The sequence below is a fragment of the Chitinophaga sp. G7 BAM 1005 genome (assembly GCF_057126945.1).
The window spans coordinates 3324036-3338832 of the sequence record NZ_CP181478.1 but is presented as its reverse complement, the minus strand read 5'-3'; the positions used below and the strand labels follow the sequence as shown (position 1 = coordinate 3338832).

Here is a 14797-nt window from a genome sequence, read left to right as displayed (position 1 = left end):
TACGTTTGTCATTCGTTCAGTTATACAATGAAAAAGAGCTCCTTGCCAGCGTTTCCCTGGGAGATGAAAAGGCATTTCATGCCCTCTATTATCATTACAGTCCACGTATCTACAGCAATTTATTAAAACTGGTCAAATCAGCTGACCTTGCCCAGGAGTTGCTGCAACAGGTGTTTGTAAACATCTGGCTCCGGCATGAGGCGATTGACCCGGAGAAATCTTTCCGTTCTTACCTGTTTACCACTGCAAATAACCTGGTGATCGACTTTTACCGGAAAGTAAAGCGGGACAAGCTTTTGATGGATAAGTTGCTGGCAGCGGCACAGGAGTATTACCTGCATACAGAAGAGTGGCTGCACGAAAAAGAAACCATGCACCTCATACAGGCTGCTATAAACGATCTTCCTCCCCAGCGTAAGATCATATTTACACTTTGCAAGCTGGAAAACAGAACCTATAAAGAAGTAAGCGAGTTGCTGGGCATTTCCCCTGCCACGGTCAACAGCCAGATCGTAAAGGCTACCAGTACCATCCAAAAGAAACTGATGGCCAACCGCGATGTGGCCGGTATCCTGCTGGCCTACCTGATCCTGCGTTAACAATTCTTCTCAATGCGGAAACTGGTTTAAATTTTTTTTCCTTCCGGGTAAATGTAAACCTTCGTTCGTTCGTATTAGCTGATATGAACCAAGATCCTGATGAATCTTTTTTAAAAGAATTATTTGCCAGATTTCTGGAAAACCGTTGCAGTGAAGAGGAGATCATCCTGCTGATGAAGTACGCGGAGAAAGAAGAATACAGGGAAATATTTTCGGAGATGATCAACCAGGTGGCAACAGAGGAGCACCCGGAGGAGGAAGATCTGTATGCCATGCATAAAGAAGTGATCGACGGGGTAGCTGCCCGGATTACGCCACCGGTACCGGTCCGCAAAGTTAAAACGCGCCGGTGGCTGCCTTACCAGGTGGCAGCCGCAGTGGCCTTCCTGTTACTGGCAGGAGGGGTGTGGCGCTGGTATTCCCGCTCTTCTTCCACAAGACCGGTGGCACAGCATACCGTTGCTCCTGCACCTGCGAATGATGGGGCGCCGGCAGGAAAAAAAGCCATCCTGATTTTGGCTAATGGCGTGTCTGTTACGTTAGACAGCGTTGCCAGCGGCCTGCTTACCCAACAGGGGCAAACACAAATCATTCAATCGGCCGGCGGAAGCCTGGTGTACAGTGCTGGCACAGGGGCATCTGCAGAGCCGCTCTATAACTCCATCATTACACCACGTGGCGGGCAATACCAGGTAACCCTGTCAGATGGCACTAAGGTATGGCTCAATGCCGCGTCTACCCTGCATTTCCCGGCGGCGTTCACGGGGGCGGAAAGACAGGTAACATTAACAGGGGAAGCCTACTTTGAGGTAGCAAAAAATGCAGACAAACCTTTTTTAGTTGCTGTGAATAACTTACGGGTAACAGTGCTTGGAACCAGTTTCAACATCATGGCGTATGAAGATGAAATGGACGTTAATACCACGCTGTTGGAAGGCGCCGTAAAGGTAACCGAAGGCAACAACGCCACACTGCTGCAACCCGGGGAACAGGCCCGGCTGGGCCGCCAGGGGGGCATCCGCGTAGTGAAACACGCCGACCTGCATGCAGCAATGGCCTGGAAAAACCGTCTCTTCTGGTTTGAGCAGGATGATATCCATACCGTAATGCGGCAATTGTCAAGAGAATATAATATAGCAGTGGAGATCCGGGGGAATATCCAACGTCATTTTACCGGCTCCATCCCACGCGATGTGAATGTATCAACCGTTTTGGAAGTACTCGAAAAAACAGGTGGCGTACACTTTACAATGAACAATGGAAAAATAATTGTCACACCTTAAAACATTAGTTATGAACACCTGACTGTAACAACCGCCAAAAAAACCGGAAGCGCTCTAACGCTCCCGGTCAGTAAGGCAAAAGAAAACAATTCTTTCTGGTAACCGTAATCTTTTATCCCAAATCAAATGTATGTATTTGAATGCTTATTTCAAAGGCAGGGGAATCCTGTGCCTTCTCAATTCCTCAACTGCAAAGGTTATGCAACTCACCGCTATTGTATTGCTCGCTGCATGTCTGCAGGTATGTGCTACTGCCCGCGCTCAAAAGGTAACGATATCCGGCAGGAACATATCTTTAAAGGAAATCTTTACTGAGATCCGGAGTCAGACCGGTTATAACTTTATTTATACCAACGAAGACCTGCAACACGTAGTGCCTGTAACGCTCGACGTAAAGAACGCTGCACTCCGCGATGTACTGGATATCTGCTTTGCCCGGCAACCGCTTGATTATGCCATACAGGAGAAGATAATTATCGTAAAGCCCAAAGTGCCGGTATTGTCCGCTGCGGCTAATGTAACGGGAACCGTTACCGACGCGGTTACCGGCAAACCGTTGCCCGGTGTTACCATCCAGGTAAAAGGCACTTCCACCGGTATCGCTACGGATGAAAAGGGCCACTACAGCCTGAGTGCACCGGATAATGCAGTGCTGGTATTTTCGTACCTGGGTTATATAAAGAAAGAAGTACCGCTGGCCGGGCAAACAACGGTGAATATTATGCTTTCACCTGCCAATACCGGCCTCAGTGAAGTAGTGGTGGTAGGCTACGGCACACAACGAAAAGTAGACCTGTCCGGCTCTGTGTCCTCCATCAACTACGACCAGCAGCTGCAAAACCGTGCCATCACTGATGTATCACAGGCATTGTCCGGGCTCGCCGCCGGGATCTCGGTATCGCAAACTTCGGGGCAGCCGGGCCGCGATGGCGCAGTACTGCGTATCCGCGGAGTAGGTACGCTCAATAATTCAGATCCGCTGGTACTCATTGATGGCATTGTGGGCTCGCTGAATAACCTCAATCCTAACGATGTGGCCAGTATCTCCATCCTGAAGGATGCGGCCTCCGCTGCGATCTATGGCTCGCGCGCGGCCAACGGCGTAATCCTCGTTACCACCAAAAGAGGTAAGAAAGGTAAAACGGTGATCAACTACAACGGATCTGCCGGCGTACAAAAAGCCACGCATCTCTTTGAACCGGTTACCGACTATGTTACCTACATGCAGCTGATGAACCGCATCCAGAAAGCAGACAACCCGGGTAACACCGACCTCTTCAAACCTGCCACTATCGACGCCTGGAAAAATGCCACTGACCCGGTATTGTTTCCCAATACCAACTGGATGGATGTCATCTTCGGCCAGGGTATCATCACCCGGCATAACCTGTCGGTGAGCGGTGGAAACGAGAAAACAGATTATTATCTCTCTATGGGATATCTTTATAACAAAGGGATCATGGAATCCACAGACGCTACCAAATATACCCTGCGCCTGAACCTGGATCACAAAATAAGCGATAAGATAAAAATAGGCGCTAACCTGAACTCCTACTGGAATAAGGTGAACGAACCCTTTGACGTAACCACCCTGTTATATTACAGCGCTAACTCTGTACCGGGTGTAACGCCTGCTATGACAAAAGACGGCGTTACAAGATACGGCGGCCGTAACACAGATGATGAAAGCCCCAATGCCATTAACCCGCGGCAATATATGGATACCTGGTTTTATCCGCAGGTGGGCCAATACTCTTTTGCGAAGTTATACGGCGAATGGGAAATTATGAAAGACCTGAAATGGCAGGTAAACGGCAGCGCGGAAATATATAACAAGGAAAGTAAGCAATATAAATATTCCGGCGCTGTGCAAAATCTCTGGAACTTCCAGAAGGATGAAGTAACCGTGAGTAACGCCTCCGTTCCTTCTACGCTGTATCAAAGAAATGATAACAGTCTCGCACTTACTTTTTATACTACCCTCAACTACGATAAAACATTTGCACAGGATCATCACGTAGCCGTGTTGCTGGGCGCCAGCAGGGAAACCAGCAGGAACGCCTGGTTCTCCGGCAGCGTGCAGGGCTTCCCCTCCAACGATACCTGGGAACTGAGCGCGGGCCTGTCGCAACCCATTGTGGGAGGTACCTCGTCTTCCTATGCACTCTCTTCCTACTTCGGACGGGTGAACTACAACTACAAAGAAAAATACCTGCTGGAAGCGAACCTTCGCTACGACGGATCTTCCCGCTTTGCCGCCGGTAACCGCTGGGGAATATTCCCGTCGTTTTCAGGCGCATGGCGATTGAGCCGGGAAAACTTTTTCCGCAATGCAGATCTGTCTTTTGTAGATGATATCAAGATCAGGGGATCCTGGGGTAAACTGGGTAACCAGAACATCGGGCTCTATCAATACATGGGCCTGTATGCAGCAGGACAAAACTATATTTTCGGCAACAGTCTGTCGGCCGGTTTAGCGCCAAAGGCATTACCCAACCCGGATATCACCTGGGAAACTACCGCTACCACAGATATCGGGACAGATATCAGCCTGTTCAGGGAACATTTTGATATTACGTTCGACTGGTACAACCGCCGCACCAGCAACATCCTGGTACAGCTGCCGCTGTCGTCGTTATACGGCGCGCTTACCCCGCCATACCAGAACGTGGCAGTAGTGCAGAACAGGGGATGGGAGGCCGCACTCGGCTATAAAAACATCGTGGGATCTTTTCAATACGCTGTTAGCGGTAACCTGAGCCACAACTCCAATAAGGTGCTGCGCTTCCAGGGTAACCCCGATGTAATACAAAGCATCGGCAATAACTCTATCATCAAACAAGGACTACCTATCGGCGCATTATACGGCTACCAGGCGCAGGGCACTTTTAAAAATCAGCACGATATCGACAACTGGGCGAAACAAAAATTGTCGGGTTCCAACAAACCGGGCGATCTTAAATACGCGGACGTAAAACAGGATGGCGTGATCAATGGCGGCGACCGGACTTACCTTGGAAGTGTAATTCCTGAATATACGTATGGTCTTACACTACAGGCAGGATACAAGGGCCTCTCTTTATCAGTGCTGTTCCAGGGCATCACCGGTGTAAAAAGGTATTACCAGAACCTGTGGTATACCAGCGCAGTACGTTATGGCCGGGAAATCAATTCCTATTTCCTCAACGCATGGTCAACGGATAATCCCAACAGCGATATCCCGCGGTTAACAACAGACAGCAACAGTGATAATACGCAGGCATCTTCCTTCTGGGTACAGAACGGTTCTTTCCTGAGAGTAAAAAATATGCAGCTCTCTTATAATTTCCCGGCAGGCTGGCTGAAGAAAACATTTATTGGAGGGATACAGGTATACGCCGATGCGCAGAACCCTTTCACCTGGACAAAATATAATGGACTGGACCCGGAAACAGGTAACTACACCGATTACCAGATTGAGAATCCAAATGTGCGCACTTTCTCTTTGGGAATAAATGCCTCATTCTAAACTAGTGTACCATGAAAAAAATAATGCTTGCGCTTTATATAATCCTGCTGGCAGGATGCACAAAAGATTTTCTGAATTCCAAACCCTCGGATCAGCTTTCAGACACCAACTTCTGGCAGTCGGATGCAGATGCGCTTTCCGGCATCACCGCCATTTATGAGCAGATGCAACACAACTACCAGATTTACGGCTACAACCCAATGACAGATGGGATGACGCCCAACGCCTGGATCTGGAGCGACTACCTCGAAGGATACGGCGGTATTTCCAAAGGCAACCTGCTGCCTACCCTCATCACACCCGTAAATGATAAATGGGTGCAGCTATACAATGGCATCTATAAATCGAACCTGGCGCTGGAAAAAATACCGGGTATAAAAATGGATGAAACATTGAAAGGACGATTGCTGGGAGAAGCGCAGTTTTTACGCGCACTGTTTTATTACAACCTGGCCGACTATTACGGAGGCGTACCGCTCATTGAACACACGCTGCAACTGGGCGCAGATCTTCCCGGCAGAAATACCCGCGAAGAAGTGCTCACCTTTGTAGAAGCGCAATGCGATGAAGCGGTGAAATCCCTGCCCACAGTGTATGATAAAGCCAACACCGGCAGGGCTACACAGGGCGCTGCCCTGATGCTCAAAGCAAAAGCGCTGCTGCTGGGAAAACAATATCAACAGGTAGCGGCAGTAGCCAAACAGATCATCGATAAAGGTCAGTACCGCCTGTATGATAACTATGAAGCCATGTTTACAGATGTGGCCGCAGAAAACAATGCCGAAGTAATATTTGATGTGCAATATGCCGGACTCGGATTAGGAGAAGGCAGCCCGCTGGATGGATTTATGGGCCCTCAAAGCTCTTTCGGAAAGGGCTGGGATCAGGCATATCCCACGCAGGATCTTGTAAACAGTTATGAGATGAAGAACGGGAAGATGATCACCGATCCTGCTTCCGGGTATGACGCTGTCAATCCGTTTAAAGACAGGGACCCGCGGCTGGATTATACCATTATCCGTCCCGGCTCTGTATGGAAAGGAATTGCTTATGATAATATCAAAGTAGGCGGTGCAAAATCAACCTTTATCGGCTACCTGCCGAGGAAACATGTATTAACGGTGGATGGCTTCAACTGGGGCGATTCCCCGTTAAACTACATCGTGTTCCGGTATGCCGATTTACTGCTGCTGTATGCAGAAGCAGAGAACGAAACAAACGGCCCGGATGCTGCCGTGTATGATGCCATCAACCAGGTAAGGGCAAGAAAAGGCGTAGAGATGCCTGCCATCCCTGCCGGCAAAACAAAGGAACAAATGCGTGATATCATTCGTCATGAAAGAAGGATAGAACTGGCCTTTGAAGGTATTTACTATTCTGATATCCGCCGTTGGGGTATTGCCAAAGAACTGATGGACGGCGCCGTGATTAAAACAATGACGGGGCAGCAACTGGATGTCCGCCATTTTGTGGATGCCCTTTATCTCTGGCCGGTTCCGCAGGGAGAAATTGACTTGAATTCAAAATTGAAACAAAACCCCGGCTACTAATTTCCGCGCTATGTATAGATACCTTTTACCAGCCATGATACTGTTTGCGCAATATGCACATGGTGCTGTGGCCTATGACACCGTATACGTAACCAGCTTCGGTGCGCGGCCTGATAGCCGCGCCGACGCTGTAGCTGCAGTGCAGGCCGCACTGGAAGCCTGCCGGGAAAAAGAAAACCCGCTGCTGTTTTTCCCGGCAGGGCGTTATGATTTCTGGCCGCAGCACGCAGTAAAGAAAGTGTACTACGAATCCAATACCTCGGATATCAACCCGAAGTACAACGCCATCATGATAGCAGGATTTAAGAAGCTGGTGATAGAAGGCGCCGGATCGGATTTTGTGTATCATGGCAGGATACAGCCGTTCACTATTGAACGGAGCAGTCATGTTACACTCCGCAATGTTTCCATCGACTGGGATTTTCCGCTGACGGCGCAGGCAGCTGTATTGGATACCTCCGCTTCGTATATAGATGTACGTATAGATACCACGCAGTATCCCTACACCATCGTAAACGGGCAGCTCCTGTTTGCCGCCGAAGGCTGGAGTGGTAAAATCACCGGCATCATGGAGTATGAAAAGGATACGCATCTTATTGCGTACAAAACAGGCGATGAGCCCAGCGCCCTGGGGCCGGACTGGCGGGGATATAAAGCCATTGCTATGGACAATGGCGTGGTGCGGTTGCATCATCCTTTCCGGCGGAAGCCTTCACCCGGAAACATACTGGTATTGCGGCACAACAGCCGCGATCATGCCATGATATTTGTAACGCACAGCGATAACATTGTAATGGAAAAGGTGAACGGCTACCATTGCGCAGGGTTAGGTATACTATCGCAGTATACCGCAGATCTTACTTTTAAAAACATCTCCATTGTTCCAAATATAGCAAAGGGAAGGTATTTCAGCGGTCATGACGACGGGCTGCACTTTTCCAATTGCCGTGGTAATATTTATGTAGACAGCTGCCGCTTTGGTGGCCTGATGGATGATCCCATTAACGTGCATGGCACTTATGTGCGCATTATCAGCAAGCTGGATAAAAACAGGTTACTGTGCCGCTTCATGGAGCCCATGAGTGTAGGCATGGAATGGTCGGAAACAGGCGATAACATCGCGTTTATAGATCACCATTCGCTGGCATCTGTTGGCAAAGGAAAGGTAACGGCATTCCGGAAAAAAAGCACCACGGATTTTGAACTCACGCTCGCCGGCGAAATACCGGCGCATGTAAACGAAGGGGATGGCCTCGAAAATATGAGCTGGACTCCCGCAGTTACAGTGAGGAATACATCTTTCGAAAGCTGCAGGGCAAGAGGGCTGCTGGTAACCACGCCAAAAAAAGTGATCATTGAAAACAACAGCTTTGCCTCCAGTGGCTCGGCCATTCTGATAGCAGGCGATGTGAACTCCTGGTATGAATCCGGCGCCATCACTGACCTGCTGATAAAAGGAAATAAATTCCTGGCTCCGTGTAATACATCCGACTACCAGTTTACAGAAGCAGTGATCAGTATTTACCCGGAGATCCCTGTGATGAATGATAGCACACCGCTTTACCATAAAAATATACGGATAGAAGGAAATAGTTTTTATGCGTTCGATTATCCTATACTATTTGCGCAATCGGTAAACGGGCTGCAGTTTATCGGCAATGATCTTATCAGGAGCTACGACTATAAGCCCTATCACGCCCGGAAAGCCACCTTTTTCCTGTCGGGTTGCAGGAACGTACGCATACAGGATAATAAGATAGCTACCGATTTATTAGGGAAGAATGTGGCGTTTAAATTTATGAAGAAGAAAGAAATACAATGTCAGGAAGAACTGGTCTTTTAAGCATTTTAGTACTGCTCATTTTTCCGTTAAGAAGTTTGCCGCAGTCGCATGCCGGTCACCTGTCACTGCCAGCAGTGATAGGTGACCATATGGTATTACAGCAACGCTCAAAGGTTGCGATGTGGGGCTGGGCGGGCAAAGGCAGCCAGGTGAACATTGCGCCCGGCTGGACATCGAAAATATATACTGTTGTTACAGACAGCACCGGAAAATGGCAGACGCGTATCCCTACGCCACCTGCCGGCGGCCCGTACATCGTTAATTTTACCAGTGAGGCAACGCATATCCGTGTGAAAGATGTATTAATCGGGGAAGTATGGGTATGCTCCGGGCAATCCAATATGGAAATGCCTTTGAGAGGATACAACAAACAACCGGTTTTAAACGCATCTGCTATTATTGCGGACGCGGTCAATCATCCGGATATACATGTTTTCCGCGTGCCTAAAGTAGTGTCACCGGCGCCGTTACCCGATTGCGATGGTAGCTGGAAGACCACAGATACTGCCACCGTAAAGGATTTCAGCGCCGTCGCTTATCAATATGCAAAAATTCTGCATGAAAAGCTGCACGTACCCATAGGCATCATTGCCACTTACTGGGGAGGAACTGCCATACAATCCTGGATGAGTGAGGAAACGCTGGCGGGCTTCCCCGAGGTATGGTCTACCAACAGGCCAGATACCATCAAAGATCCCGAAAAGAATCCGGAGCATTCGCCATCTGTTCTGTTCAATTCCATGATCCTGCCGGTTTCAGATTATACGGTGAAGGGGTTTATCTGGTACCAGGGAGAATCAAACAGGGAGCATCCGTTACTTTACCGCAGGCTGTTGCCTGCTATGGTGCGGGAGTGGAGAACGCGGTGGAGAGGCGGCCGTTTGCCCTTTTATTATGTGCAGATAGCGCCCTACGGATACGCTGATCCCCGCCATGAGGAGTTACCTGCTATCCTGCGGGAGTCACAATTGCTGGCGCTGCACGATATCCCCAACGCCGGCATGGCAGTGATACTGGACGCGGGTGAAGAAAAATATATTCATCCACCGGATAAAACGGTGGTAAGTCAACGCCTTTCTTACTGGGCGCTGGCAAAAACATATCATCAGAGAGATATTTCCTGCGTTTCGCCTGTTTTTAGAAAGATGAAGATCAGGGGAAGCCAGGCTTATCTTTATTTCGACTTCGCCAAACACGGACTCACGGCTAACAACAAGCCGCTGGAACATTTTGAAATGGCAGGCAGCGATCATGTTTTTTATCCGGCTGCAGCGGTTATTGTTCACCGTAACCAGGTGAAAGTTCAATGCGATTCAGTGGCAGCGCCGGTTGCAGTGAGGTACGCATTTAAGAATTGGGTAAAGGGGAGTCTTTATAACCGGGAAGGGCTACCGGCTTCTTCTTTCCGGACCATCTTCTGAATTTAACCCCGTTATTCTGTTAGTTACAATATTTGTAATATCTTGTAACTCATCACCACAATAAACGTAATTTTTATATGGGATTTTTTTCAGGTCTTATTGGCAACGCAGCCACCGTTAGCCAGGAGCAGTTGACGAAAGATTATGGCAAGCTTCTGCTCGATTCAGAGCGGGTAGAACTGGGTTTTAAGCTGATCAGGGATACTTTTATATTTACCAATAAACGTCTTATCCTGATCGATAAGCAGGGACTTACCGGCAGTAAAACAGAATACCGCAGTATCTCCTATAAAAGCATTTCCAGGTTCAGCGTGGAAACAGCCGGTACTTTTGAACTGGATGCAGAACTGAAGATCTGGATCTCCGGTGAAGAACTGCCGAGTATCAAAAAGCAATTCAGCAAATCGGTGGACGTATACGAAGTACAGAAGGTACTGGCGCATTATGTGTTGAACTAAGTTTCTTATTAAAGCGTTTATCATATCGAAGCCACCAATGGTGGCTTTTTTAATTGTTTATATTTAACATCGCTAAAAGAATTGATCATGGAAGTAGGAATAGATAGCTTTGCCGCCACCAACGGTTTAAACAATAAGCCGGCCGCAGAAAGCAATATGGATGAAATGGCAGATCTGCTGGAGAGGATTGCGATGGCCGATCAGGCAGGGCTGGATGTATTTGGCATCGGTGAACATCACCGGAAGGAATTCCTGGATTCAGCACCCACCGTTATCCTGGCGGCTGCAGCAGCCCGCACAAAACATATCCGTCTTTCCAGTGCGGTAACCGTACTCAGTGCCGCCGATCCGGTAAGGGTGTTTCAGAATTTCGCCACACTGGATATTATTTCCCGTGGCCGCGCCGAAATGGTAGTGGGCCGCGGTTCCTTTATAGAAGCATACCCGCTTTTTGGTTATAGCCTCCAGGATTATGATGCGCTCTTCATCGAAAAACTGGACCTGCTCCTGAATATCCGTGATCATGAAGTGGTTACCTGGAAAGGCCGTTTCCGGCCGGCACTTAATAATATTGCTATTTATCCGCGCCCGGTGCAGCACCCATTGCCCATTTGGCTTGGGGTAGGCGGCACCCCACAATCGTTTGCGCGTGCAGGTACGTTGGGATTGCCACTCATGGTAGCCATTATAGGAGGGGAAACGCACCGTTTCCGCCCGTTGGTAGACCTCTACAGGGAAGCCGGCAGAAAAGCCGGACATTCTCCCGATAAGTTAACCGTAGGCGTGCATTCGTTGGGGTATGTTGCGGAAAATAAGCAACAGGCCGTGAGCGACTATTTCCCCGGCTACGCCGAAACTTTTACAAGGATTGGAAAAGAGAGAGGATGGCCTCCGGTAACACGCGCGCAGTTCGATGCACAGATAGGCCCCACCGGCGCCTTGCTGGTAGGCGGCCCTGAGGAAGTAGCAGAAAAGATCCTCCGCCACAGCGAAGCGCTGGGAGGCATCTCCAGGATTACTTTTCAAATGGATAACGCAGGGTTATCCCATGAAAAATTGCTGAAGTCCATTGAATTGATCGGTAAGTACATCATTCCGCTGGTGAATCCCGGTTAAATGGCTAAGCCCCCAGTCCGGTAGGCAATCCGTCCATACTCACCAGGTTCTTCTCTGCTTTGTAGGCTTCCAGTCCTTCGGGACCTTTCTTTTCCGCCCATTTGGCGGCATGATCCCGCTCCCCGGTGTATTCATATAACGGAACGCCAAAGCCGCAGGAGGTTTGTACTTTGTGGATATCCGCCACAATGATCTGGCGGGTGGCAGGCAACAATGTAAACAGTGCCGATAGCTCCGGCCATTCCGGATCACCCGGTAATACCGTATAGCCTTTACCGTATAAACGCAAAATATTGGGCGGTCCGTCGAAGGCACAGAACATAAAGGTAATACGGCCATTCTCCCGGAGATGCGCGGAGGTTTCATTTCCGCTGCCCACAATATCGAGGTAGGCTACGCGGGTGGGAGAAAGCACCCTGAAACTGTCGAGCCCTTTGGGCGAAAGGTTTACATGGCCCTGGTCACTCAACGGCGCGGAGGCTACAAAAAACAATTTCTGCGCAGCAATAAAGTCCTGGTGTACGGTCCTGATATCGTCAAAAAACTTTCCCATATAAAGTGGTATTTAAGCGTAGTCCATACAGAAAGGTACGAACTTTTTACGGACAGATGCCGTACATTTGTAGATTGTAAACTACCAGTGAAGCACTGCCCGTAACATTCGGGCAGGAAAAACATACTACATGAAGGCAATTAAAATTCTCTTGCTCCTCCTTATATTGTCTTCCTGCAAAAGTAAATGGGAAAAGACACACCCGGTGGTTGAAAATATCACTGAATCCGTGTACGCTTCCGGCATCATTAAAAGCCGCCGCCAGTACCAGGTATTTTCCAAAGTAAACGGGTTGATCGTTAGCATTCCGGTTACAGAAGGAGATACGGTAAAGAAGGGAGATGCCATTATCCATGTGCTGAATGAAACTGCGAAACTAAATACGGAAAACGCCGCCCTTTCTGCTGCCTACGCCGCTGTGAGTGCCAATACAGAAAAGTTAAACGAGCTAAAGGTCAACATCGATCTTACTAAAATAAAACTCAATAATGATTCGCTTTTACTGGTCCGCCAACGCCGGCTATGGGAACAACAGATCGGTAGCCTGCACCAGGTGGAACAGGCAGAACTGGCTTACAAAAGTTCGCTGACTTCCTACAACATCGCTTTGTATAAGTACAACGATCTGCGGAAACAATTGAACTTCGCTGCAAAGCAGTCCGGTAAGAACCTCGAAATCAGCGCTACACAAAACAGTGATTATACTGTGAGGAGTGATATCGACGGCAAGGTATACAGCCTCCTGAAAAAAACAGGAGAGATGGCAAATACTCAAAGCCCCGTGGCCGTTATTGGCGAGGCAGGTAACTTTTACCTGGAGCTGCAGGCCGATGAATACGATATTGCCCGCATCCGGTTGGGACAAAAAGTATTTATTACGCTCGACAGCTACAAAGGACAAGCCTTTGAAGCAAGCGTGGAAAAAATATATCCCATCATGAATGAACGCTCGCGGTCCTTCACCATCGATGCCGCTTTCGTAAAACAGCCACCGGTCATTTATCCCAACATGACACTGGAGGCGAATATCGTTATTCAAACAAAAGAAAAAGCATTGGTCATCCCGAGGAGTTTTTTATTGGAAGATGATTATGTAATGCTGGAAAATAAGGAGAAGAAGAAAGTAGTAACGGGCCTGAAAGACTATCAGAAAGTAGAGATCCTGGGAGGTCTTACAACGGCCAATGTTATCATGAAACCTGCGCCATGAACTACAAACTGATTTTCAGTATATCATTCTCCCTGATGAAGGCGCGCTGGAGACAAACGCTGGTGGCGGCAGTGGGCGTTACCTTCAGTATCACCATGTTCATAGCTTTACTGAGCTTCATGACAGGGCTCAATGGTTTGCTCGACGGGTTGATACTCAACAGAACACCGCATGTACGCATCTACAATGATATTAAACCCAGCAAATATCAGCCTGTCAATCTTTCCGGCGAATACAAACAATCGCATAACTTTATTAAATCCGTGAAGTCTGCCAGCGGGCGCCAGGAAATATATAACAGCGCCGCTATCCTGGAGATGCTGAAAAAAGATAACAGGGTAACAGGTGTTGCCCCGAAAATTATTGCGCCTGTTTTCTTTAACGCCGGTACTATAGATATTACCGGTGTTATTAACGGGATTGATGTGCAGTCGGAAAGTACCCTGTTTCATTTTAATGAATACATCATTACAGGCAAACCCATCGATCTGAAAAATGTACCCAACAGCATCATCCTCGGAAAAGGCGTAGCGGAAAAATTACTGGCAGATCCCGGAGATGTAGTACAGGTCACTACTTCGCAGGGCGATATCATGCCGCTGAAAGTAGTAGGCTACTTCCAGTCGGGGTTACAGGATTTCGACAAGGTACAATGCTACACTTCTATCAGTACCGCGCAAAAACTATTGGGAAAGCCTAATAATTATCTCACAGATATCCAGGTAAAACTCACTGATCTGAATATGGCGCCCGCTGTGGCGAAAGAGTATGGTGCGCTGTTCCAGGCCGATACAGAAGATATACAAACCGCTAATTCACAGTTTGAAACCGGTAGCTTTATCAGAACACTGATTTCATACTCAGTAGGCATCACCCTGTTGATTGTGGCCGGTTTCGGGATCTATAATATCCTGAATATGATGATCTATGAAAAAATGGATGCTATTGCTATTATGAAAGCCACCGGCTTTTGCGGTAGTGATGTGAACCGCATTTTTATTGTGATCGCCCTGAGCATTGGTTTGTTCGGCGGTGTGGCAGGGCTGTTTCTCGGATTCGGACTATCTGTTATCATTGATCAGATCCCGTTTCGCACAGCGGCGTTGCCTACTATCACTACCTTCCCCGTGAATTATAATCCGGCCTATTATTCTATAGGCGCCATATTTTCATTGGTCACCACTTACTTTGCAGGTTACTTCCCCGCAAGGAAAGCCAGCAAGGTAGATCCTGTTGTTATCATAAGAGGAAAATAA

General features: G+C 48.3%; 11 protein-coding genes. 10 read left to right on the top strand and 1 reads right to left on the bottom strand.

What is annotated here, in order from left to right; translation table 11 throughout:
• Positions 1–5 precede the first annotated feature (5 nt).
• The 8 genes from ACMXI2_RS13290 (at position 6) to ACMXI2_RS13255 (ending at position 11778) form a co-directional block, all read left to right on the top strand.
• Positions 6–599, top strand: coding sequence for an RNA polymerase sigma factor (locus tag ACMXI2_RS13290; RefSeq protein ID WP_483782047.1), 594 nt, complete (start codon positions 6–8; stop codon positions 597–599).
• Between the two features lie 83 nt (positions 600–682).
• A complete protein-coding gene (locus ACMXI2_RS13285) occupies positions 683–1882 on the top strand; it encodes a FecR family protein (RefSeq protein ID WP_483782046.1) in 1200 nt (399 codons plus the stop codon).
• Positions 1883–2081: 199 nt separating this feature from the next.
• Positions 2082–5390: a TonB-dependent receptor gene (locus ACMXI2_RS13280; protein ID WP_483782045.1), complete on the top strand. Its 3309-nt coding sequence runs from the start codon at positions 2082–2084 to the stop codon at positions 5388–5390.
• Positions 5391–5401: 11 nt separating this feature from the next.
• Positions 5402–6940: a RagB/SusD family nutrient uptake outer membrane protein gene (locus ACMXI2_RS13275; protein WP_483782044.1), complete on the top strand. Its 1539-nt coding sequence runs from the start codon at positions 5402–5404 to the stop codon at positions 6938–6940.
• A 10-nt stretch (positions 6941–6950) separates the two neighbouring features.
• Positions 6951–8783, top strand: coding sequence for an alpha-1,3-galactosidase-related protein (locus tag ACMXI2_RS13270; RefSeq protein ID WP_483782043.1), 1833 nt, complete (start codon positions 6951–6953; stop codon positions 8781–8783).
• Positions 8759–10204: a sialate O-acetylesterase gene (locus ACMXI2_RS13265; RefSeq protein ID WP_483782042.1), complete on the top strand. Its 1446-nt coding sequence runs from the start codon at positions 8759–8761 to the stop codon at positions 10202–10204. The genes ACMXI2_RS13270 and ACMXI2_RS13265 overlap by 25 nt, the downstream gene beginning before the upstream one ends.
• Before the next feature lie 77 nt (positions 10205–10281).
• A complete protein-coding gene (locus tag ACMXI2_RS13260; protein WP_079472041.1) occupies positions 10282–10662 on the top strand; it encodes a PH domain-containing protein in 381 nt (126 codons plus the stop codon).
• A gap of 87 nt (positions 10663–10749) precedes the next feature.
• On the top strand, positions 10750–11778 hold the full coding sequence (locus ACMXI2_RS13255; RefSeq protein ID WP_483782041.1) for an LLM class flavin-dependent oxidoreductase: 1029 nt from the start codon (positions 10750–10752) through the stop codon (positions 11776–11778).
• A gap of 4 nt (positions 11779–11782) precedes the next feature.
• On the opposite strand, the gene ACMXI2_RS13250 is transcribed toward ACMXI2_RS13255, so the two are convergent.
• Complete coding sequence (locus ACMXI2_RS13250) at positions 11783–12331, bottom strand: pyridoxamine 5'-phosphate oxidase family protein (protein WP_483782040.1); 549 nt, start codon at positions 12329–12331, stop codon at positions 11783–11785.
• Positions 12332–12461: 130 nt separating this feature from the next.
• On the opposite strand from ACMXI2_RS13250, the gene ACMXI2_RS13245 reads away from it, so the two are divergent.
• Both ACMXI2_RS13245 and ACMXI2_RS13240 read left to right on the top strand, forming a co-directional pair.
• The gene (locus ACMXI2_RS13245) at positions 12462–13541 is read left to right on the top strand and encodes an efflux RND transporter periplasmic adaptor subunit (protein WP_483782039.1); all 1080 of its coding nucleotides are present in this window, start codon (positions 12462–12464) and stop codon (positions 13539–13541) included.
• Positions 13538–14797 carry an ABC transporter permease gene (locus tag ACMXI2_RS13240; RefSeq protein ID WP_483782038.1) on the top strand — a complete coding sequence of 420 codons (1260 nt, stop codon included), beginning with the start codon at positions 13538–13540 and terminating at the stop codon, positions 14795–14797. Before ACMXI2_RS13245 ends, ACMXI2_RS13240 begins: the two co-directional genes overlap by 4 nt.